Annotated in this window: 21 protein-coding genes and 1 tRNA gene; 14 read left to right on the top strand and 8 right to left on the bottom strand. The window is 68.6% G+C overall.

The annotated features are described in order from the left end of the window. Positions 1 to 51: 51 nt before the first annotated feature. Genes ACIBGM_RS22780 through ACIBGM_RS22765 form a run of 4 tightly spaced genes read left to right on the top strand, consistent with a single transcriptional unit; the run spans position 52 to position 4045 of the window. The gene (locus tag ACIBGM_RS22780; protein ID WP_360525503.1) at positions 52 to 993 is read left to right on the top strand and encodes an ABC transporter permease subunit; all 942 of its coding nucleotides are present in this window, start codon (positions 52 to 54) and stop codon (positions 991 to 993) included. A gap of 5 nt (positions 994 to 998) precedes the next feature. Continuing rightward, a complete protein-coding gene (locus tag ACIBGM_RS22775) occupies positions 999 to 1910 on the top strand; it encodes a carbohydrate ABC transporter permease (protein WP_360525533.1) in 912 nt (303 codons plus the stop codon). 34 nt (positions 1911 to 1944) lie between these two features. Beyond that, positions 1945 to 3498, top strand: coding sequence for an ABC transporter substrate-binding protein (locus ACIBGM_RS22770; RefSeq protein ID WP_360525500.1), 1554 nt, complete (start codon positions 1945 to 1947; stop codon positions 3496 to 3498). Positions 3499 to 3508: 10 nt separating this feature from the next. After that, positions 3509 to 4045, top strand: a complete 537-nt coding sequence (locus ACIBGM_RS22765) for a LacI family DNA-binding transcriptional regulator (protein ID WP_360525498.1) — start codon at positions 3509 to 3511, stop codon at positions 4043 to 4045. Here ACIBGM_RS22765 and ACIBGM_RS22760 read toward each other — a convergent pair. The 5 genes from ACIBGM_RS22760 to ACIBGM_RS22740 form a co-directional block, all read right to left on the bottom strand. Beyond that, positions 4025 to 5116, bottom strand: coding sequence for a LacI family DNA-binding transcriptional regulator (locus ACIBGM_RS22760; RefSeq protein ID WP_360525495.1), 1092 nt, complete (start codon positions 5114 to 5116; stop codon positions 4025 to 4027). The two genes, ACIBGM_RS22765 and ACIBGM_RS22760, sit on opposite strands and share 21 nt — an antisense overlap. Positions 5117 to 5261: 145 nt before the next feature. After that, positions 5262 to 6287, bottom strand: coding sequence for a LacI family DNA-binding transcriptional regulator (locus ACIBGM_RS22755; protein ID WP_360525492.1), 1026 nt, complete (start codon positions 6285 to 6287; stop codon positions 5262 to 5264). Positions 6288 to 6662: 375 nt separating this feature from the next. Then, complete coding sequence (gene mscL, locus ACIBGM_RS22750) at positions 6663 to 7049, bottom strand: large conductance mechanosensitive channel protein MscL (protein WP_396386693.1); 387 nt, start codon at positions 7047 to 7049, stop codon at positions 6663 to 6665. 121 nt (positions 7050 to 7170) lie between these two features. Beyond that, positions 7171 to 7788 carry a hypothetical protein gene (locus ACIBGM_RS22745; protein ID WP_360525486.1) on the bottom strand — a complete coding sequence of 206 codons (618 nt, stop codon included), beginning with the start codon at positions 7786 to 7788 and terminating at the stop codon, positions 7171 to 7173. Between the two features lie 60 nt (positions 7789 to 7848). Then, the gene (locus ACIBGM_RS22740) at positions 7849 to 8151 is read right to left on the bottom strand and encodes an FmdB family zinc ribbon protein (protein ID WP_396386692.1); all 303 of its coding nucleotides are present in this window, start codon (positions 8149 to 8151) and stop codon (positions 7849 to 7851) included. Positions 8152 to 8338: 187 nt separating this feature from the next. Here ACIBGM_RS22740 and ACIBGM_RS22735 point away from each other — a divergent pair, with 187 nt between their 5' ends. Continuing rightward, positions 8339 to 10876 carry a penicillin acylase family protein gene (locus tag ACIBGM_RS22735; RefSeq protein WP_396386691.1) on the top strand — a complete coding sequence of 846 codons (2538 nt, stop codon included), beginning with the start codon at positions 8339 to 8341 and terminating at the stop codon, positions 10874 to 10876. A 3-nt stretch (positions 10877 to 10879) separates the two neighbouring features. On the opposite strand, the gene ACIBGM_RS22730 is transcribed toward ACIBGM_RS22735, so the two are convergent. From ACIBGM_RS22730 to ACIBGM_RS22720, 3 genes are read right to left on the bottom strand one after another with little or no spacing between them, the layout of a single operon-like run. After that, a complete protein-coding gene (locus ACIBGM_RS22730) occupies positions 10880 to 11944 on the bottom strand; it encodes a serine hydrolase domain-containing protein (RefSeq protein ID WP_396386690.1) in 1065 nt (354 codons plus the stop codon). After that, positions 11944 to 12852, bottom strand: coding sequence for a phosphotransferase (locus ACIBGM_RS22725; protein ID WP_396386689.1), 909 nt, complete (start codon positions 12850 to 12852; stop codon positions 11944 to 11946). The genes ACIBGM_RS22730 and ACIBGM_RS22725 overlap by 1 nt, the downstream gene beginning before the upstream one ends. Then, positions 12845 to 13411 carry a 5-formyltetrahydrofolate cyclo-ligase gene (locus ACIBGM_RS22720; protein ID WP_396386688.1) on the bottom strand — a complete coding sequence of 189 codons (567 nt, stop codon included), beginning with the start codon at positions 13409 to 13411 and terminating at the stop codon, positions 12845 to 12847. Before ACIBGM_RS22720 ends, ACIBGM_RS22725 begins: the two co-directional genes overlap by 8 nt. 65 nt (positions 13412 to 13476) lie before the next feature. On the opposite strand from ACIBGM_RS22720, the gene ACIBGM_RS22715 reads away from it, so the two are divergent. The 9 genes from ACIBGM_RS22715 to ACIBGM_RS22675 all read left to right on the top strand — a co-directional run bounded on the left by ACIBGM_RS22715 (position 13477) and on the right by ACIBGM_RS22675 (position 20454). Next, complete coding sequence (locus ACIBGM_RS22715) at positions 13477 to 14865, top strand: UTP--glucose-1-phosphate uridylyltransferase (protein WP_396386687.1); 1389 nt, start codon at positions 13477 to 13479, stop codon at positions 14863 to 14865. A 21-nt stretch (positions 14866 to 14886) separates the two neighbouring features. Next, complete coding sequence (locus ACIBGM_RS22710) at positions 14887 to 15357, top strand: GNAT family N-acetyltransferase (RefSeq protein WP_360525465.1); 471 nt, start codon at positions 14887 to 14889, stop codon at positions 15355 to 15357. A 33-nt stretch (positions 15358 to 15390) separates the two neighbouring features. Further along, positions 15391 to 16617, top strand: a complete 1227-nt coding sequence (gene glp, locus ACIBGM_RS22705) for a gephyrin-like molybdotransferase Glp (protein ID WP_396386686.1) — start codon at positions 15391 to 15393, stop codon at positions 16615 to 16617. Further along, positions 16614 to 17120 (top strand): cyclic pyranopterin monophosphate synthase MoaC, encoded by a 507-nt coding sequence (gene moaC, locus ACIBGM_RS22700; RefSeq protein WP_360525459.1) that lies wholly within the window; start codon positions 16614 to 16616, stop codon positions 17118 to 17120. Before glp ends, moaC begins: the two co-directional genes overlap by 4 nt. After that, on the top strand, positions 17117 to 17605 hold the full coding sequence (locus tag ACIBGM_RS22695) for a MogA/MoaB family molybdenum cofactor biosynthesis protein (protein WP_360525456.1): 489 nt from the start codon (positions 17117 to 17119) through the stop codon (positions 17603 to 17605). The genes moaC and ACIBGM_RS22695 overlap by 4 nt, the downstream gene beginning before the upstream one ends. Further along, complete coding sequence (locus ACIBGM_RS22690) at positions 17605 to 18222, top strand: GNAT family protein (RefSeq protein WP_360525453.1); 618 nt, start codon at positions 17605 to 17607, stop codon at positions 18220 to 18222. The genes ACIBGM_RS22695 and ACIBGM_RS22690 overlap by 1 nt, the downstream gene beginning before the upstream one ends. Positions 18223 to 18319: 97 nt before the next feature. Next, positions 18320 to 19141, top strand: a complete 822-nt coding sequence (locus tag ACIBGM_RS22685) for a hypothetical protein (protein WP_396386685.1) — start codon at positions 18320 to 18322, stop codon at positions 19139 to 19141. An 85-nt stretch (positions 19142 to 19226) separates the two neighbouring features. Beyond that, a tRNA-Ala gene (locus ACIBGM_RS22680) sits at positions 19227 to 19299 on the top strand. Positions 19300 to 19779: 480 nt separating this feature from the next. Then, positions 19780 to 20454, top strand: coding sequence for a hypothetical protein (locus ACIBGM_RS22675; RefSeq protein ID WP_396386684.1), 675 nt, complete (start codon positions 19780 to 19782; stop codon positions 20452 to 20454). The last annotated feature ends 161 nt before the right edge of the window (positions 20455 to 20615 follow it).

Genomic DNA, 20615 nt, shown 5'->3' with positions numbered 1-20615 from the left:
TATGTTTCCGGCACTGGAAAGCGCTTTCTATCCAATCGAGGGGATCTCGCGATGAGTACCCGATCCAGTCGCAGCCGGCGGTGGGTGACCCTGCGGGGCAGTCTGTGGGTGGGCACCCTGGCACTGCCGGCGGTCGCGTTCTTCCTGGTCTTCAGCTACGCGCCGATGGCGGGCCTGGTGGTCGCCTTCAAGGAGTTCGACATCAGCCGCGGCATCTTCGGCAGCCCGTGGAACGGCCTGGACAACTTCCGCTACTTCTTCAGCTCCGGTGACGCCCAGCGGATCCTGGTCAACACGCTGGTGCTGAACACGCTGTTCCTCGCCGCCACACTCGCGGCCGGCGTGACGCTCGCGATCATGCTGAACGAGATCCGCGGCCGGTACTTCAAGCGGGTCTCCCAGTCGGTGATCTTCTTCCCGTACTTCGTCTCGCCGGTCGTCATCGCGATCATGCTGCAGGTGCTGCTGTCCGGCCCGCAGGGTTCGGGCGGCCTGGTCAACGACGCGTTCACCGGCCTCGGCCTGCCGACGCTGGACTGGTACAGCGAGCCCGGCCCCTGGCCGTGGATCCTCACCGTGGTGAAGGTCTGGCAGCTCGGCGGCTACATGAGCATCATCTTCCTGGCCGCGATCACCTCGATCCCCGAGGAGGTCTACGAGGCCGGCCAGATCGACGGCGCCAGCCGGGCTCAGATGGCGTGGCGGATCACCCTGCCGCTGCTGAAGCCGACTGCCGCGGTGCTGCTGGTGCTCGGCGTCGGCCGGATCTTCTACGGCGACTTCGGCACCATCTACGCGATCATCGGCGACAACGGCACGCTCTTCCCGACCACCGATGTGATCGACACCTACGTGTTCCGGTCGCTGCGCCAGATCGGCGACTTCGGCACCACGGCCGCGGTCGGCCTGTTCCAGTCGGTCGTCGGCTTCGTCCTGGTGACGACCGCGGTGCTGGTCCAGCGCCGCTACTCGAAGGAGACGAGCCTGCTGTGACCACGATGACTTCGAGTGTCGCCAAGGTGACCAGTCGCGCCACGACGCGCAAACGCCGTACCCGGCCCGAGCCCTTCACCATCGTCAGCCTGATCGGGGTCGGACTGTTCATGGTGGTCTGCGTGGTGCCGTTCTGGATGATCGTGTCCGGGTCGTTCACCGACGAGCAGAAGCTCGCCACCACCGGCTACAGCCTGCTGCCCAAGCCGTTCTCGCTGGCGTCGTACGAGCTGATCTTCACCGGCCCGACGGTGCTCAGCGCCTACACCGCGAGCGTCTTCATCACGGTCGTCGGTACGGCGCTCGCCCTCGCCTTCACGTCCGGACTCAGCTGGGTGATCGCCCGCCGGCTGCCGTACGTGAGCCGCCCGCTGGCGGTCTTCGCCTATATCCCGATGCTGTTCACCGGCGGACTGGTCCCGCTCTACCTGCTGGTGACGCAGTACCTGAAGCTGCAGAACACGTACTTCGCGGTCATCCTGCCGTTGCTGATCGCCCCTTTCCTGGTGTTCATCCAGGTCAGCGCGTTCCGCCAGCTGCCCGAGGAGATCATGGAGTCCGCCCGGATCGACGGCGCCGGGGAGATGCAGATCTTCTTCCGGATCGGGCTGCCGCTGTCCAAGCCGATCCTCGCGGTGGTCGGCCTGTTCTACGCCGTGCACTACTGGAACGAGTGGTTCACGGCCCTGCTGTTCATCTCCGAGACGGACAAGTACCCCCTTCCGCTGCTGTTGCAGAACCTCGTCTCGAACGTGTCGTTCTCGCAGATGCTGCCCACCTCGTCGGGGCAGTCCACGCCGGTCTACCAGCTCCGGCTGGCGCTGACGGTCGTCACCATCGGCCCGATCCTGCTCGCCTACCCGTTCGCGCAGCGCTACTTCGTCAAAGGCATCACGTTGGGTGCCACCAAAGGCTGATCCCCAGCCACTCCATCCTTTTTCAGGAGGCATTGTGCCCGCCACGCAACTCTCCCGGCGCGGTTTCCTGGCCGCGGCCGGCGGCCTGTCGATCGGTGCCGTGCTCGGCCTCAGCGGCTGCGGCGACTCGTCCACGTCCGGCTCGTCGTCGTCCGGCGGCGACACCTTGTCGCTGCTGCTGCCCGGTGATGTGCCGAAGGGCTGGGATCCGATCCTGGCCGAGGTGAACAAGAAGCTGAAGAACGACCTCGGCTTCACCATCGCCCCGCAGTTCATCGCCTGGTCGAACTACCAGCAGCAGGCGCTGCTGAAGTTCACCGCCGGCGAGAACTTCGACACCGCGCTGCAGGCGCGCTGGCTGAACATGGTCCAGCTGGTCGGCAGCAAGTCGGTGGTCGCGGTCGACGAGCTGATCGGCAAGTACCCGAACCTGAGCAAGAACCTCGACCCGCAGCTGATCGAGCAGAACAAGTGGTCCGGCAAGCTGTACGGCATCCCGCAGGTCAACTCCGCCGCCCGGTTGCACCACTTCACCATCCGGCAGGACCTGGCCGACAAGCACGGTCTCGGCAACATCACCACGTTCGACCAGCTGGAGAAGTACTGGTACGACGTGAAGCAGAAGGAGAAGCTGACTCCGATCGGCATCACGTCCAACATGCCCGACCTGCTGATCGCGTTCGCGCCCGTCGGCTGGCTGAACCGGCACGACTGGGAGAACCCGCACGTCAGCGTGCAGTTCTTCAGCGGTGGCTCGTTCCCGTTCTACCTGGCCCAGGACGGCAAGACCACCGGGTCGTCCAACCCGATCCCGTTCTGGGAGGCGCCGGGCGTGATGGACGCGCTCCGGACCGTTCGGAAGTACTACCAGGACGGCATCATCAACAAGGACGCGCTGAACGTCGACTCCAACGCGGTCAAGACCCAGTTCGAGTCCGGCCGCATCGCGACCCGGTGGGCGATGACGGACGGGCTGTCGTCGCAGTCGCTCGCGCCGCTGCGTAAGGCCGTCCCGACTGCGCAGCTGGCGAACGTCGTACCGCTGCGGGGTGGCAAGAACGCCAAGCCGAACCAGACCTTCCAGGCCGACAACTTCGTGGTGCTGAACGCGAAGGGCCGCAACAACGAGCGGGCCATGCAGCTCGAGGACTGGGTGTCGATCAAGGAGAACCACGACCTGCTCAGCTACGGCGTCGAGGGCAAGGACTGGAAGCCGGTCGGCACGGACCGGATCGAGCAGCTGTCCGGGTACAGCTTCCCGGGATACGCGCTCTGCTGGCGGCAGCAGCTGGAGAAGAAGGTCAAGGACATCACGCCCACCGAGAACGAGTGGTTCGACTGGGCCCAGGACTACGACAACTTCACCGTCGACCCGTACTCCTCGTTCGTCCCCGACGTGACGCCGGTGAAGCGCGAGGACAGCCAGATCACCGCGGCGATGACGCAGTACGGCAACCCGCTGTGGATCGGCGCGGTCGACGTCGACAAGGGGCTGGACCAGCTGAAGAAGGCCGTGGACAAGGCGGGGCTGAGCAAGCTGCAGGCCGAGATGGCCAAGCAGGCCGACGCGTACCTCAAGGGTCAGTAGGACCGGATCGATGACCGCGCGATCGAAACTGGCGGTCGTCGCCCGGGAGGCCGGCGTCTCGGTGTCCACGGTGTCGAAGGTGCTCCGCGCCTACCCGGACGTCGCGCCGGCCACCCGGGCCCGGGTCCGGGACGTACTGCGGCAACGTGGGTACTCCGGAGATGTGAGCGCGGCCGGTCATCGGCCGGCCGCCTTGGTCGACGTGGTCGTGGCCAGTCCGGCACCGGCCGGTGCGGTGCTGAACTCTTTCGACATGGAGGCACGCCGTACCGGTCTGTCGGTCGTGGTGACGACGGTTATTCCTGATCGGCCGGTGCCGCGGCATTGGCTCGATCAGGTGTCGGCGCGGGGGACTCGGGGTGTCGTGGGGGTGCTGGTCGACTTCACTCAGGCGCAACTCGGGTACCTGGCGACTCACGACGTGCCGCTGGTGCTGATCGCTCCGCCGGGGCGCTCGCCGCGGCACGTGACTACGTTTGCTCTTGGCAACGATCTCGGGGAGACGGCGCGCCGGGCGCTGGCTGAGTTAGTCCCTTCTGGCGACTGAGTCGCGGACGACCACGTGGGTCTTCAGGGTGACCTGGAGGCCCGGCCAGTCCTCGCGCTGGTGGTCCTCGTCGGCGGCGACCTTGGCGGCGATCCGGCCGAGTTCCTCGTACGGGACGTGGACCGACGTCATCCTCGGACGGAGATCCTGCGCCAGCTCGATATCGTCGTACCCGACGATCGAGATGTCGTCCGGGACGCTCAGGCCGGCCTCGGTGACCGCGGCGTAGACGCCGGCGGCCATCACGTCGGTCGCGGCGAACACCGCGGTGAAGTCGCGGCTCCCGGTCAGTTGCTTCTTGGTGAGCTGGTAGCCGGCGGCGCGGGTGAAGACGCCGTGCTCGACCAGGCCGGGATCGAACTCCACGCCGAATGTGCTGAGGGCACGGCGGTAGCCGTCGAGGCGGCCCATGCTCGTGGTGTGCCGCTCCTCGCCGCCCAGGAACAGGATGCGCCGGTGTCCTTGTGCCAGCACGTGGCTGGTGATCGCGTACGCGCCTTCCTCGTTGTCGTAGCCGATCACCGCCGCGGGAACGCCTTTGGCGAGCGGCGGGCGGCCGCAGAGCACGAGCAGGGATCCCGCAGCCCGCAGCGAATGCGCGAGCTCGGTCATCTGCTCGTCGTAGTCGTCGGCGTCCGCGACTCCACCGATCAGTACGACCGCTCCGGCGCGCTGCTCTCGCATCAGCCGAACGATCGCGAGCTCACGGTCGGGATCGCCCTGGGTGGTGCCGATCAGGCACAGCCAGCCGAGTCGCGCGGCCTCTTGCTCGACGCCGTGCGCGGCCTCGGCGAACGACGGTCCGCGTACGTCGGCCAGCACGAAGGCGATCGTCTTGGTCTGGACGCCGGCCAGCGCTCTCGCGTGAGTGTTGGCGACGTAGTTGAGCTCGCGGATCGAGCGGAGGACGCGCTGACGGGCCGAGCGGGAGACCGGGTAGTTGCCTGCCAGGACGCGGGAAACGGTCGCAGGTGAGACGCCGGCGTGGGTCGCGACATCGCCGAGCGTCGCAGCGGCCTTCCGGCGCGACGACGATGCGCTGTCGTCGGCTGTCCGCGGGGTGCGTGGCATCGATGTCCCCTCCTGAATCGGCGGGCCGAGTCTACGTTCTCCCGGCGTGGAGCCGGGCCGGTTACTGGGTGGTGGCGCCGGGCCGGCTGCCGGGGCTGGCCCGGCTATTGGTGTGGTGCCGGGCCGGCTGCCGGGGCTGGCCCGGCTATTGGTGTGGTGCCGGGCCGGTCGAGTCGCGGATGACGAGATGTGTGCCGAGGACGACGTGCTGGTCGAGGGCGTGCTGGTCGCGGTGCAGTGCGAGGCGGATCGCGGTCCGGCCGAGCTCCTCGTGGGGGAGGTGGACCGTGCTCAGTCCTGGTGTCAGGTCGGCCGCCAGCGGGATGTCGTCGTACCCGATCACCGAGACGTCCTCGGGGACGCGGCGACCGGCCTCGCGCAGCGCGAGCAGGACGCCGCTGGCGACCACGTCGGTGATCGCGAAGACCGCGGTGAACGGAATGCCTTGGTCGATCAGCGCCTTGGTGTGCTGGTATCCGGACTCGCGGTCGTAGTCACCGGGCAGGACAAGCTCCGGCGCGACCTCGAGACCGCGTGCCTTGTGTGCTCGCGTGTAGCCGTCGAAGCGCGCCTTCGTGGTGGTGTGCTCGGGTACGCCGGTGCCGATGATGGCGATCTGGCGATGACCGAGTGAGATCAGGTAGCTCGTGGCGGCGAACGCGCCGCCCTCGTTGTCGTACTCGACCACTGTCGACGGCACGTCAGCGCCGATCGGTGGGCGGCCGCAGAGCACCAGCCGGGAGCCGGTCCGGTCCAGGGCGTTCGCGAGCTGCGTCATCCGCTCGAGGTTGGACGCCGTACGGACACCACCACCGACCAGTACGACGGCCTCGGCCTGCTGCTCGCGCATCAGCTCGATCAGCTCGAGCTCGCGGTCGGGGTCGCCGTTGTGGGTGCAGACCAGGCAGAGTCGTCCCTCGGCAGTCGTCTGCTGCTCGACGCCTTGGCCGATGTAGGCGAACAACGGGCCGACCAGGTCGCGGATGATGAAGGCGACCGTGCGCGGACCGCCGCCGACGAGGGCGCGGGCCTGTGCGTTCGCGACGTAGTCGAGCTGCTGGACCGCACGCATCACGCGGCCGCGGGTGGTGGCGGCGACCGGGTAGTTGCCGGCGAGCACCCGGGAGACCGTCGTGGCCGAGACGCCGGCGATCGCCGCGACGTCCTTCACTGTGGGGCGATCCCCTGACGACAGTCTGGCCACCGGCTCCGCCCTTCAGAAAGCGCTCACCGAAATTGTGCCACGAAGGACACCGCTAGGCCGCATCGTGCGCGGTACTGATCTGCTCGAATCGCATTGCCTGTTTGACGGAATGGGTCTCCTGGGCGGTCTGGCTCGCTCCCGAGGAGGCCGTGGAAAACGTTGACCTGCAGGGAGCAGGGAGCAGGGAGCAGGGAGCAGGGAGTGGGAGCAGGGAGTGGGAGCAGGGAGCTGGGGAGTGGGGAGCTGGGAAGTGGGGAGCTGGGAAGTGGGGGGTGGGGAGTGATGGGCGGTTGGCGAGCTCAGGGGCTGAGGTTTGGGCGCCCCCACCCGCTCCCGGCGCCGTCAGGGCCGGCGGGCGAGCTGGTCGCGGATCTCGGTGAGGAGCTGCTGGTCGGTGGTCAGCGGGTCGGGCTCGGGCTCGATCCCGCGGGCGCGGCGCTGGGCGAGCTTGTTCAGCGGCATCACGATCACGAAGTAGATGGCGGCGGCGACGAACAGGAAGTTGAGTATCTCCTGCAGGACCGCACCGATCGAGAACTTCGCGTTGTTGATCGTGAAGGTCAGCACGCCGCTGATGTCGGGCTTGCCGAAGATCGCCGCGATGAGCGGGTTGATCAGGTTGTCCACGATCGCGGTCACGACCTGGCCGAACGCGGCGCCGATGACGACCGCGACCGCGAGGTCGACGACGTTGCCGCGCATGATGAATTCCTTGAAGCCCTTGAGCATGTGGGTATTCCTCCACTGAGCGGGTGATGTTCCCGGTCAACGTAGGGCCACTGCCCTGCCCATGCGAGCGAGCGCACCGCAACACCACGGATCGTGTCCAGTTGTGTCCGGTAAGTGACCGTCAGCTGGTGTCCGGGGTGAGGGCGACGGTGAGTTTGGAGTTGGTGGTGGCTTGGGCCAGGCGGGTCGCGGTTTCGGGGGTGGTCGCGACCACGATCAGCGCGCCGGTGGTCGTCGTACGCGGGGTTGGGAGGGCGACCACGCGGACGGCTCGGGCTAGGAGGTTTGCGGAGTCGGTTGGGGTGCTGGTGGCGGCGTACAGATTGATGTGGTCGCCGACGCGGAGCAGGGCGCTGATGTCGGCGTCGTCGATGCGGAACGGGTAGGCGAGCTCGCCCTTGGGGACGGCGGCCGGGGCCAGGAAGCGGGCGTCGGTGAGTGGTTCGCCGGATCTGACCGGGCTGGTGAGCACGCGGGCGGTCAGGTCGGCGCCGGGTTTGAGGACGCCGTCGGGCACGGCCTCGGGTGGGAGGTCGAGCGTGCGGAGGTCGGCGCCGGTGGGCACAGCTCCGCCGACCAGGTCGCGCGCTGCCGCCAGCACGGCGATGGTCGGCGGGGGTGGTGGGGAGAGGGCGACGAGGCCGAAGTACACAGCTGCCGCGGCGGCCACACCGGCCAGGAGCCGGCGGTGCCACCTGACAGCACGCAACAGTTCACGAAGTGCGAAGGGCTTTCTCATGCCAGAGAAAGTACGAGTTTCCCCGCACCCCACCTGTCAGTTATCCACAGGCGGCTGAGCTCAGGCGGCGCTGGTGTTGGTGGTCGAGGAGGAGGTGGTGCTGGGGGACGGCTTTGAGGAGTCCGAGGTGGAGGAGGTGGTCGTCGAGGGGGTGTCGGACTTGGCTGCGACGGTGCCCTTGCCGGAGTTGCGGCTGTCGGTGCGGTAGAAGCCGGAGCCCTTGAAGACGACGCCGACGGCGTTGAAGACCTTGCGCAGGGTGCCCTGGCAGGCGGGGCAGACGGTCAGCGCGTCGTCCGTGAAGCTCTGCCGCACCTCGAGCGCCTCACCACAGTCGGTGCACTGGTACTGGTACGTCGGCACGGTTCGTTCCCTTCAGGCCGTTGGCACTCCTACTACTCGACTGCTAATAATGCGCCAGGACCCCGAAGTATTCCAAGTCGGGCGCGTGTTACCTCAACTCTGCGTGGATGTCCACCGGACGCAGAGCAACGCAAAGTTGTGCGGCACCCCATTTGGGGCGCGGGGCCGGATTCTCTACGGTTGGTCCGTGCGTCGCCTGCTACGAGTCGTCATCATGAGCGGAATCGCCCTCGCCACCGTCCTGTTGGTGATCGCCGGTACCGTCGTTTTCGTCGTCCGCCACTCGTTCCCCACGTACGACGGATCGATCGAGCTGACCGGCCTCGAGGGCGACGTGGAGGTGGTCCGGGACGCCAACGGCATTCCACAGATCTACGCCGACACCCCGAGTGACCTGTTCGCCGCGCAGGGTTACGTGGCTGCGCAGGACCGGTTCTTCGAGATGGACTTCCGCCGGCACGTCACCTCCGGCCGGCTGTCGGAGCTGTTCGGGAAGGACGCGCTGGAGACCGACAAGTTCGTCCGCACGCTCGGCTGGCGCCGGGTCGCGGAGAAGGAGCTCGGCCTGCTGACCCCGTCCACCCGGCAGTACCTGGACGACTACGCCCGCGGCGTGAACGCGTACCTGGACACCCACAGCGGCTCCGGCCTCAGCCTCGAGTACGCCGTCCTGTCGGTTCAGCCCAACGGACCGAAGAACTACCGCCCGGAGCCGTGGACCGCGGCCGACTCGCTCGGCTGGCTGAAGGCGATGGCGTGGGACCTCGGCGGCAACATGGACGAGGAGATCACCCGGACGAAGCTGCTCGCCTCGTTCCCCTCGCGCAACATCGAGAGCCTCTACCCGCCGTACCCGTACGACCGGAACGAGCCGATCATGGCCTCCGGCTCGGTCCGGGACGGCAAGTTCAGCACCGCGCCGATCGCCTCCGAGGCCCGGCGCGGGATGCTGACCAAGGACCTGCTGAAGTCGCTGGACTCGGTCGACAAGGTCGTCAAGGGCCTCCCGCAGTTGCTCGGCCGCGGTGACGGTATCGGCTCGAACTCGTGGGTCGTCTCCGGCGACCACACCACCACCGGCAAGCCGCTGCTGGCCAACGACCCGCACCTCGGCGCGACCATGCCGGGCATCTGGACCCAGGTCGGCCTGCACTGCAACAACGTCGGCAAGGCCTGCCCGTACGACGTCTCCGGCTTCAGCTTCTCCGGGTTGCCCGGGGTGGTGATCGGCCACAACAACGCGATCTCCTGGGGATTCACCAACCTGGACCCGGACGTCACCGACCTCTACCTCGAGCGCATCGACGGCGACAACGTCCTCTACAACAACAAGTGGCGGGCGATGGCGACCCGCGAGGAGACGTTCAAGGTCGCCGGCCAGGACGAACCGGTCAAGATCACGGTCCGCGAGACCCGGCACGGTCCACTCATCTCCGACGTCGGCGACGACCAGCGCGAGACCGGTGACCTGGCCGCGAAACAGGGCAAGTACGCCACGCCGTACGGCGTCGCGATCCAGTGGACCGCGCTGAACCCAGGTCGCACCGCGGACGCGCTGTTCGCGATGAACCGGGCGCAGAACTGGACCCAGTTCCGATCCGCGGCGCAGCTGTTCCAGGTGCCGTCGCAGAACCTCGTGTACGCCGACACCGAAGGACACATCGGCTACCAGGCGCCCGGCCTGATCCCGATCCGCAAGACTGGGCGCGGCGACTGGCCGGTGCCGGGCTGGGACCCGAAGTACCACTGGACCGGGTACATCCCGTTCGAGGCGTTACCCACGGAGTTCGATCCCGCGGACGGGATCATCGTGACCGCGAACCAGGCGGTAGTGCCGCGGACGTACACCTACTACCTGACCAACGACTGGGACTACGGGTACCGGTCGCAGCAGATCGTGGACCGGATCAAGACCGCCGGGAAGCTGGACGCGAACGCGATGGCGTCGATCCAGCTCGACACCAAGAACCGGGCCGCCGAGATGCTGGTGCCGTACCTGCTCCAGATCGGCATCGACGACGAGTTCGAGCGCCAGGGCCAGGACACGCTGCGGAACTGGGACTTCACCCAGCCGGCCGACTCCGCGGCGGCGGCGTACTTCAACGTGGTCTGGCGCAACCTGCTCGCGCTGACCTTCCACGACCAGCTGCCCGAGGGCACCTGGCCGGACGGCGGATCGCGCTGGTTCGAGGTGATCCGCACGCTGCTGTCGCAGCCGAACAGCGGCTGGTGGGACGACCTGCGGACCGGGCAGCACGAGAGCCGGGACGACATCCTGCGCGAGGCGATGATCGACGCGCGGCAGGAGATCACCCAGAAGATGGCGCGCGACCCGGCCAACTGGAAGTGGGGTCAGCTGCACAAGCTCACGCTGACCAACCAGACGCTCGGCAAGTCCGGCATCGGGGCGGTGGACAAGCTGTTCAACCGCGGTCCGTACGAGCTGGGCGGCGGCTCCTCGATCGTCAACGCGACCGCGTGGGACGCCTCGAAGGGGTACGGCGTGACCGCGACGCCGTCGATGCGGATGGTCGTGGACCTGTCCGACTTCGACAAGTCCCGGTGGATCAACCTGACCGGTGTGTCCGGGCACGCGTTCTCGTCGAACTACACGGACCAGACGGACCTGTGGGTGCGCGGTGAGACGCTGCCGTGGGCCTACACCAAGGGCGCAGTCGAGGCGGTCCGCGAGCACACGCTCACCTTCACCAAGCCCGAGCCGTAGCAGTCACCAGGCGGGGGAGTTGGCCTCGGCGAACAGCTCCTCCGGCCAGGTCCACAGCGCTCGCTGGGTCAGCAGGATCGAGATCGTCTGGTCGGCCGGAGTGGTCGACCAGAGCGTGCCCAGTCCGCCGGCCCAGCCGTAGCGGTCGGCGCTGACCGAGAGCCCATAGCCCCACCCGGTGTCCGGGCCGAGGAAGTCGGCGGCCGCCGTACGCTGGCCGGCCGTCAGGTGGTCCGTCGTCATCTCTGCGACCGCCGCCGGTGACAGGATGCGGTCGCCGCCGGTCAGCAGCATCTGGGCGAACGCGTGGAAGTCATCCGCCGTCGAGATCAGCCCACCACTCGCGTCGGGGAACGACGGCGGCTGCAGCCACTGGCTCGCCGCCGCGGGGTCGAGCAGGTCGTCGCCGACGTACGCCGTGGTCAGTCGCGTGGGGTCGGGGGCGGTGAAACCCGTGTCCCGCATCCCGAGCGGCTCGAACAGCCGCTCCTGCAGGAACTCCTCCAGCGGCTGCTCTGTGGCTCGTGCGATCAGTACGCCGAGCAAGTGCGAGCCAGTCGAGTACATCCAGCGCTGACCAGGCTGGTACTGCAGCGGCAGCGTCGCGAACCGTCGCATCCACTCGTCCGGCTCGAGCGGAGTGCGCGGCACCGGCGGCCCGAACGTCCGCAGCTCCAGCTCGTCCTCCCGCTGCCGGATGCCCGGGTGGTCCGTCTCACCCAGCCCCTGCCGGAAGGTCAACAGGTCCCGCAGCGTGATCGGCCGTTCCAGCGGGACGACGTCGTCGACCGGCCCGTCCGGACTGCGCAGCACCCGCGTCGCGGCCAGTTCGGGCAGCAGGGTGTCGACCCGTCCGTCCATGGACAGCCGAAGCTCGTCGACCAGGATCATCGCGGCCGCAGCGACGATCGGCTTGGTGAACGAGGCGACCCGGAACAGGCTGTCCCGCTGCATCGGCGGGCCGTCGAAGGCGGTGTTGCCCAGTACCTCGACGCGCGTCTCACCGGCCCGGCTCACCAGCGATACCAATCCCGGGAGGTCGCCGTTGTCGACGTACTGGCTCAGCATCAGCCCAGTCCACCAGCGAACGGGGTGTCCCGCCACTGCCCGACGAACATCCGGATCCCGTCCGCCAGCGCGGGCAGCAAGGGCACCATCGACGTGCACGCGATGACCTGCAGCACCCGTGACGTGTCCATGACCTGCTGGACCCGCTCGTCCAGCAGCGGGCGCCCCAGCGCAGCCGCAGCCTCGTTGTAGACCTTCCCGAGGTCCGGACCGAACCCGGCCATGTCCCACTCGATCGGACCGAGCGTGGTGTCCTCGAAGTCGGACCGCAGCACGCCGTCCGCGGTGGGGATCACGTTGTACGACGGTGCGTCGCCGTGGATCGTCTGGATCGTCGCCGACGGGAAGACCTCCTCGAAGGCGCTCCGCCTGGTCAGGAGCGGCTTCAGCACCTCCCACTCGGCTCGTGCCCGGTCCAGGTCCTCCTGCTCGAGCAGACCCGGCACAGCCTCCAGCACGGCGAGCGCCGACGGCACTGCGAGGAGCGGCGTCATCCACGGCAGTTCCTGCGGGTAGTCCGCGAGTACGGCGTGCAGCTCGGCAGCCCGCGCAGTCCCGGCGAGGAAGTCGAGCTCCACGGACTTGTCCTGCTCAACGAACTGCCAGAACGTCATCGAGAACCCGTCCTGCTGCACCGGCTCCAGCGGCACCAGCGGGCTCGGTGTCACGCACGGCTTGCCCTGCGCCACCAGCCACGCGGTCACGTCCACCTCACGCTGCATCCGCCGTACGGCGACCTCCGGCTGCATCAGGGGTTCTGGCAGGGCCAGAGGGACCCGCGCGACCACCGGTGACGGCTTGAGGTGGACCACCACGGAGAACGCGTCGTACAGAACGGTCGGGTCGTCGACAGTCAGGCCCAGGCTCCGTGCGGCTGCCGCGGCGGCTTGTACTGCGTTCTCAGTCATCCGCCGATCTTCTCAGCGCGATCAACCGATTTGGCGTCAGCGCTGCGTGCACCAGGTGGTCGTGCGTGTCGGACGGGAGCTCGTCGACTACCTCTGGGTCGTACACCGCGGCCCAGATCGGAGTACCAGGGCTGACGCGGGCCAGGGCGCGGTCGTACGACCCGCCGCCGCGGCCGAGACGCACACCGTCGCGGGCGACCGCGACCGCTGGGCAGATGACCAGGTCGGCTGTGGCGATAGCGTCCGGGCCAAGGTCGGCAGGTGGCTCCCGCAGGCCGAGCCGGCCGGGTACGAGGTCGGCGGCGCCCGGTGCGACACCCCAACCGAGGTCGTTGTCGGCGTACAGGATCGGCAGCAGCACCTCACGGCCAGTAGCCAGTAGCCAGTCGATCAGCGCCCCGGTCTGCGGCTCCGCGCCCATCGACACGTACAGAGCGATCCGCCGCGCCGCCTGCACCACAGGCTGCGCCTGAGCAGTCTCCAGCAGGTCGCCCGTGTGCGGACGAGCCCTGCGGGCGCTCAGCAGGTGCTGACGTGCAGCGGCCTTGGACGGGAACACTCCCTGATCGTAAGCACGTGACGCGGATAACACGGTGATTACCCGGCGTCCCCTAGGGTTGGGACATGAGTGAGGCAGGTCTACGACAAGCGCAGGACAAGATGCGCGCGGCCGGCGCTGCCGAGGTCGCGATCCGGGTCTTCACCCACTACTACCGGCTGCTCGAGTCGGGTCAGCAGGGCAAGATCCGCGAGGACGACATCGAGCCGGTGGGGGACTTGCCGCAGCTGGACCATCTCGACGCCGAGCCGGCGGCGATGCGGGCCGCGCTGGCCGAGACCGTGGTGATCAAGCTCAACGGTGGCCTCGGCACGTCGATGGGCGTGACCGGGCCGAAGTCGGCGCTCCCGGTCAAGGACGGGCTGAGCTTCCTCGACATCATCGCCCGCCAGATCCTCAGCACCCGCGCGGAGTACGACGTACCGCTGCCGCTCGTGCTGATGAACTCCTTCCGGACCAAGGAGGAGTCGCTGCAGATCCTGAGCGAGTACGACGGCCTCGCGCTCGACGGCCTCCCGCTCGACTTCCTGCAGAACATGGAGCCCAAGCTGCTCGCCGACGACCTGACGCCGGCCGAATGGCCGCCGGACCCGGAGCTGGCCTGGTGCCCGCCCGGTCACGGCGACCTGTTCACCGCGCTGGTTGCCTCCGGCACCCTGGACGCGCTGCGAGAGCGCGGTTTCCGGCACGCGTTCATCTCGAACGCCGACAACCTTGGCGCCACCCCGGACGCCCGGATCGCCGCCTGGATGGCCGAGCACGACGTGCCGTTCGGGATGGAGGTCTGCCGGCGGACCCGGTCCGACCGCAAGGGCGGGCACGTCGCGGTGCGCAAGTCCGACGGCCGGCTGATCCTGCGGGACAGCGCACAGGTCGCCGAGGAGGACGGCAAGCACTTCCAGGACATCACCCGGCACAAGACGTTCAACACCAACAACCTGTGGATCGACCTGGACCGGCTGGCCGAGCTGATGGCCGGGCACGACGGGATCCTCGGGCTGCCGATCATCGTGAACCGCAAGACCGTCGACCCGGCCGACCCGTCGTCGCCGAAGGTGATTCAGCTGGAGACCGGGATGGGCACCGCGATCGAGACCTTCGAGGGCTCCCAGGCGGTGCTGGTGGACCGGAGCCGTTTCAAGCCGGTGAAGACCACGAACGACCTGCTGGTGCTGCGGTCCGACGTCTACGAGCTGACCGAGGCCGGCGACCTGACCACGACCCACGAGGGTGACGAGCCGTACGTCGACCTGGACCCGGAGTTCTTCAAGATCCTGGCCGACTTCGAGGCCCGGTTCCCGGCCGGGCCGCCGTCGCTGGTCCGGGCCGACCGGCTCGAGGTGCGCGGTGACGTTGCCTTCGGCAAAGATGTGACGGTGGTCGGGGACGTCGAGATCGCCGCGGCAGAGGGTGAGCGCCGGGAGATCCCGGACGGCGCCGAGCTCGGCGGCTGACGCTCGTACCTGGGGGAGCATGTGGACGACCTGCTGATCCGGCCGCTGGAGCCGTACGACACCGACGAGGCGGCCCGGCTGTGGTGGCGCTCGCGGCACGCCGACCCGGCGCAGCTGCCCGCCGCGATCCACAGCCTCGACCAGGTGGCCACCTGGTTCGCCGACGTACTGCTGCCCGACGCCCAGACCTGGGTCGCGCTCGACGACGGCCGGATCGTCGCAGTCCTCACCCTGGACGGTGACGACCTCGACCAGCTGTACGTCGACCCGGACGCGCACGGTCTCGGCATCGGCTCCGCGCTGGTGGACCTCGCCAAGGACCTCCGGCCCGGCGGTCTGGCGCTGTGGACCTTCCAGTCCAACCTCCGGGCGCAGGCCTTCTACCAGGCGCACGGCTTCACTGAGGTACGCCGTACCGACGGCTCCGCGAACGAGGAGCGCGCTCCGGACATCCGGATGACCTGGGGGAACCACCCCGAATCCACCGGCTGAGCCGCGGCGGCCCGCTTGGATTAGGGTCGGGGCGTGAGACGGAGTGTGGATGAACACCTGGAAGTGGTGCTGGGGAGGGTGCGGGCGCTGCCGGCGTTCGAGCAGCCGTTGATGGAGGCTGTCGGGCTGGTGCTCTGCGAGGACGTCGTCTCGGGGCTGAGCCTGCCGGGGTTCGACAACTCCGCGATGGACGGGTACGCCGTCCAGGCTGCCGACCTGGCGGGGGCGACCCAGGACAACCCGGTCACGCTGCCCGTGGTCGGTGAGATCGCGGCCGGCCGGGTCGAGCCGATCGTGGTGACGCCCAGGACGTGCGTGCGGATCATGACCGGCGCACCGATGCCACGTGGCGCCGACAGCGTCGTACCGGTCGAGTGGACCGACGGTGGCACGGCGAATGTGCGCATTGCTCAGCAGCCCGCACTGGGCGCGTCGGTGCGGCGAGCCGGTGAGGACGTGCAGGCGGGGGAGAAGGTGCTGGACGCCGACACCCTGATCGGTCCGCGGCAGGTCGCCGTACTGGCCGCTGTCGGCCGGGCCCGGGTCAAGGCGCGGCCGCGGCCGCGGGTAGTGGTCGTGTCGACCGGAGCTGAGCTGCGTGAGCCGGGCAGCAAGCTGCACGAGGGGCAGATCTACGACTCGAACAGCTACACGCTGGCCGCCGCGGCGCGGGACGCCGGAGCGGTGGTGTACCGCGTCGGGATCGTCGGCGACGACCCGAAGCGCATCATGGACACCCTGTCCGACCAGCTCGTCCGCGCCGACCTGGTGATCACCACCGGTGGCGTCAGCATGGGCGCGTACGACGTGGTCAAGGAGGTCCTCACCAAGACCGGCACAGTCGACTTCCCGCAGGTCGCGATGCAGCCGGGGAAGCCGCAGGGGTTCGGTGTCCTCGGTGAGGAGGAGGTGCCGATCTTCACGCTGCCCGGGAACCCGGTGTCGGCGTACGTGTCCTTCGAGGTGTTCGTCCGGCCAGCGCTGCGCAAGCTGATGGGGCAGATGCCGTACCGCCGACAGCCGGTGCACGGGGTCTCGCTGGACAGCTTCAACTCGCCGGGCGGGAAGCGTCAGTTCGTCCGCGCTGCGGCCACGTCCGGCGACGAGGGCTGGATGGCCAGTACAGTCGGCGGGCACGGCTCACACCTGCTCGGCGGGCTGAGCCGCTCGAACGCGCTGATCGTGGTGCCCGAGGACGTGACGTCGGTCCGGGCCGGTGACCAGGTGGAGCTCATGCTGCTGGACGAGGAGACGGGATGACGGACCCCGGGCGCGAGACCGGTACGACGCCTGCCACCGGACTGACCCACGTCGACGAGACCGGGGCCGCGCGGATGGTGGACGTCTCGGCCAAGTCGGCGGGCAGCCGCCGAGCCGTTGCCAGCGGCAAGGTTTACGTCTCGGCCGAGGTGGTGACTGCGCTGCGCGGCGAGGGTGTGCCCAAGGGGGACGCGCTCGGCGTGGCCCGGATCGCCGGGATCATGGGCGCCAAGCGCACGCCGGACCTGGTTCCGCTCTGCCACCCGATCGCGATCACCGGGGCGAAGGTGGACCTCGAGGTGGCGGACGACGCCGTACTGATCACCGCTGCGGTGAAGACGACGGACCGGACCGGTGTCGAGATGGAGGCGCTGACCGCAGTGGCGGTCGCCGGGCTCGCAGTGATCGACATGGTGAAGGCGATCGACCCGGCCGCGGTGCTGTCCGACGTACGCGTCGAGCTGAAAGAAGGCGGCAAGACCGGGCACTGGGAGCGGCCGTGAGGGCTCTGGTCGTCAGCGTGTCCAACCGCGCCGCCGCCGGTGTCTACACCGACACCACAGGTCCACTGATCGCTTCCCGGCTGGCTGAGTGGGGCTTCGAGGTCTCCGGTCCTGAAGTGGTGCCCGACGGTGCGCCAGTAGGTGATGCGCTGCGCGCAGGTGTCTCGGCGTCGTACGACGTGATCCTCACGACCGGCGGGACCGGGATCTCGCCGACCGACGCGACGCCCGAGGAGACGGCTGCTGTCCTGGACCGCGTCATCCCTGGGATCGCCGAGTCGATTCGCGCGTATGGCGTGGTGAACGGCGTACCGACTGCTGCTCTGTCGCGCGGCCTGGCCGGTGTCGCGGGTACGACGATCATCGTGAACCTGCCCGGGTCGCGTGGCGGGGTGAAGGACGGGCTGGCCGTGCTGGAGCCGTTGCTGCGGCACGCCGTCGACCAGGTCCGCGGTGGCGACCACGTCAGGACGGACACCGACTGATGGCCATCGTCCACTGGCCCGTCGAGCTTCGGCACGGGCAGGTCGGGCTCCGGCCGTTGCGTGCCGGCGACGGCGCCGAGTGGGCCGCCGCACGCCAACGCAACGTCAGCTGGCTGCGTCCGTGGGACGCCACCCAGCCGCCGGGCGCGGAGGACGGCGCACGCACGTTCCGCGCGATGGCACGCGACTGGAACCGGCAGGCCCGCTACGGGCGCATGCTGCCGTTCGTCATTACCTACGGCGGTGCTGCAGGAGCTGGTGGACGGGCGAAGTGGCCGTTGGTCGGGCAGCTCACCGTGTCCGGAATCACCTATGGCTCAGCGCGTTGGGCGAACCTCGGCTACTGGGTCGACGAGCAGTACGCCGGCCGCGGCATCGTGCCGACCGCGGTCGCGATGGCCGCGGACCACTGCTGGTTCACCCTCGGCCTGCATAGGATCGAGGTGGCGATCCGCCCCGAGAACAAGGCGAGTCTGCGGGTCGTGGAGAAGCTCGGCTTCCGGTACGAGGGCGAGCGGCCGCGGTTCCTGCACATCGACGGCGACTGGCGCGACCACCGCATCTTCGCCCTCAACGTCGAGGAAGTCGGGCCCGGTCTCGTATCGCGACTGACCTGACTACGCTGCGTGCTGTTCACACCAGTCACACGAGTTCTCTTGCGACACACCGGCGGACATGCCTCATCTGGCCCTCGCTGGGTCTTAGCGTCGTCGCATGGGGACGACAGGGCTGATCTATGTGGCGATCGTCGCCGCGTGGGCCGCCTACCTCGTCCCGATGATGCTGAAGCGTGGAGACGAGGCCCGGCGCCGGCCGGTGTCATCGGCCGCTGACGCACGGGTGCTTTCGCGCGACCCGTCGCGGCCGCGGTACGTCGTACGCCCGGCTGGTGCCTCGGCTTCGGGGGCTGCCTCGGGTGCTGCTGCCGGCTCGGCTTCGGGTGCGGTCGAGGAGGACCTGCCGCCGCCGGTTCGGCACCGCTACGTCCCGAACCGTGCCCGCCGGGTGGCCGCGATGCGCCGCCGGCGGGTCCTGTCGATCCTGACCCTCTCGCTGTTGTCGGTGACCGCACTGGCCGGCCTGGAGATCCTGCTCTGGTGGACGGTCGCGATCCCGGGCGCGCTGATCGTCGCGTTCGTCGTACTCACCCGGGTGCAGCTACGGCGCCAGGCGCGCGAGCGTGCCCGCATCGCCGCCGAGCGCCGGGCCCGCGCCCAGGCCCGACACGACCGCGGTCCCGCCGGCAAGCCCGCTCCGTCGCCCGACGAGGAGCTGACCATCGAGGTCAAGCTCCCCGCTTCATCGCCCGCGCCCGCCGAAAAGCCCGCCGCGTCCGAGGGCCTGTGGGACCCGGTGCCCGTCACGCTGCCGACGTACGTCATGAAGGAGAAGGCCCCCGACCGCACGGTCCGCACCATCTCCCTCACCGACGACGAGGTCTTCTCCAGCGCCCGTACGACGGACCCCGCCGAGAAGCCCGCCGAACCGGTGGTGACCCCCGTCGAGCCCGAGGTCAAGCGCGCCGTCGGCGACTGAAACCCACTCGACAACCTCGGTTTTAACCAGCGACCATGTGCGTGTTAGAGTTTCGCGGTCGCCAGGGAAACCCGGCGCACCGCTCGGGGCTGTGGCGCAGTTGGTAGCGCGCTTCGTTCGCAACGAAGAGGCCAGGGGTTCGAATCCCCTCAGCTCCACGAAGGCGATAGGCGAGGTGTGTCGCGCAGTTTCTGCGCTGACCGCCTCGCCTTCGTCGTGTTGTGCGGCTGCGCTTCGCTTGCCGCAGGCGGGGGCTCCGCCACCCGCACCCCCTAGCGCCCTCGCTTCGCTCGGCGGCGTCGGTTGGGCGCGGCGGTCGGGTGGCGCCGTCGCTTCGCTCGGCGGCGTCGGTTGGGCGCGGCGGTCGGGTGGCGCCGTCGCTTCGCTCGGCGGCGTCGGTTGGGCGCCGCCCCCGGACGCCGTAGCCGCTACGCCCGCTCCTGCGTCGCGCACTCGCGGCTTGCTGCAACCGCCTCGTACGGGCTCATGCCGGTTGCCTGCCTCGTGTGCCAGAGTGAGGGGGCCTGGATGAGACTTCGATTTGCCTCCGTCTGGTCGGCCGTGTGAAGATTGCGGTCTAGCTCCCCACCGTCCTCCGGGACTGGTGGGGTTTTTCATTTCCTGGGGGATAACGCCTGATGCCCGACCTGCGTGCTGTTGTGGTGATCGACTACCAGAACGTGCACCTCACCGGACACCAACGCTTCGAGAAGACCAAGTACGGGCCGAAGCACGAGGTACTGGTCGATCCACTGTTCTTCGCTCAGCAGTTGCTTCACGTGCGCAATTCACGGCAGCGTCCGGGATATCCACATGCTGTGCTTCGACGGGTGGATGTGTATCGCGGCGAGCCGAGCCCCGATCACGAGCCGAAGGCCTACGCCCGGAATCAGGCACAGAAAGCACACTGGGAACGCGACAAGCGAGTCACGGTGACCCTCCGTCCGCTGAAGTACCGCTACCTGTACGACGGCGACGGAAAGGCGCTCCGCGATCCGGTCACCGGAACCAAGATCCCGTCCGGTCCACCATCGGAGAAGGGCGTCGACGTGCTGTGCGCACTCGCGTTGGTGCGGCACGCACTGCGCGACGATGTCGATCTGGTGATTCTCGCGTCACTGGACAGCGACCTGGTTCCTGCGATCGACGAGGTGCTGGCCCTGCGCGCGGCGAAGGTCGAGACGTTCTCCTGGTACGTGCCCGGCGACAACTCCTACGAGCTGCGACCAAGTGACCGGACGCATTGGATCTGGAACACCCGGCTGACTGAGACGAACTTCCTGAACTGCCTCGACCGTACCCACTACAGCTGACTACCTCACGCGTCGTCACCCGAGGCGCAGCTGTGTCGATCGATGCTTGGCGCAACGAACTTCAGTGGAGAGTGAGTTCGGTCGATGGGGTCAGGCGTTGAGGGCCCTTGTTTGGGCGAGGGCGGGGGAGGTTTGTAGTTGGTCCAGTAGGACCCAGAGGC

It is taken from the genome of Kribbella sp. NPDC050470, assembly GCF_044458365.1.
Lineage (GTDB): Bacteria > Actinomycetota > Actinomycetes > Propionibacteriales > Kribbellaceae > Kribbella.
The sequence above is the reverse complement of the archived record's forward strand: the minus strand, read 5'-3'. Positions and strand labels throughout refer to the sequence as shown.

Bases quoted from the DNA above. Each gene is read 5' to 3' on its own strand.
- ACIBGM_RS22780 (WP_360525503.1), top strand. From the start codon at position 52: ATGAGTACCCGATCCAGTCGCAGCCGGCGGTGGGTGACCCTGCGGGGC.
- ACIBGM_RS22775 (WP_360525533.1), top strand. From the start codon at position 999: ATGACTTCGAGTGTCGCCAAGGTGACCAGTCGCGCCACGACGCGCAAA.
- ACIBGM_RS22765 (WP_360525498.1), top strand. From the start codon at position 3,509: ATGACCGCGCGATCGAAACTGGCGGTCGTCGCCCGGGAGGCCGGCGTC.
- ACIBGM_RS22760 (WP_360525495.1), bottom strand. From the start codon at position 5,116: ATGCCACGCACCCCGCGGACAGCCGACGACAGCGCATCGTCGTCGCGC.
- mscL (WP_396386693.1), bottom strand. From the start codon at position 7,049: ATGCTCAAGGGCTTCAAGGAATTCATCATGCGCGGCAACGTCGTCGAC.
- ACIBGM_RS22745 (WP_360525486.1), bottom strand. From the start codon at position 7,788: ATGAGAAAGCCCTTCGCACTTCGTGAACTGTTGCGTGCTGTCAGGTGG.
- ACIBGM_RS22730 (WP_396386690.1), bottom strand. From the start codon at position 11,944: ATGCTGAGCCAGTACGTCGACAACGGCGACCTCCCGGGATTGGTATCG.
- ACIBGM_RS22725 (WP_396386689.1), bottom strand. From the start codon at position 12,852: ATGACTGAGAACGCAGTACAAGCCGCCGCGGCAGCCGCACGGAGCCTG.
- ACIBGM_RS22715 (WP_396386687.1), top strand. From the start codon at position 13,477: ATGAGTGAGGCAGGTCTACGACAAGCGCAGGACAAGATGCGCGCGGCC.
- moaC (WP_360525459.1), top strand. From the start codon at position 16,614: ATGACGGACCCCGGGCGCGAGACCGGTACGACGCCTGCCACCGGACTG.
- ACIBGM_RS22690 (WP_360525453.1), top strand. From the start codon at position 17,605: ATGGCCATCGTCCACTGGCCCGTCGAGCTTCGGCACGGGCAGGTCGGG.
- ACIBGM_RS22685 (WP_396386685.1), top strand. From the start codon at position 18,320: ATGGGGACGACAGGGCTGATCTATGTGGCGATCGTCGCCGCGTGGGCC.
- ACIBGM_RS22675 (WP_396386684.1), top strand. From the start codon at position 19,780: ATGCCCGACCTGCGTGCTGTTGTGGTGATCGACTACCAGAACGTGCAC.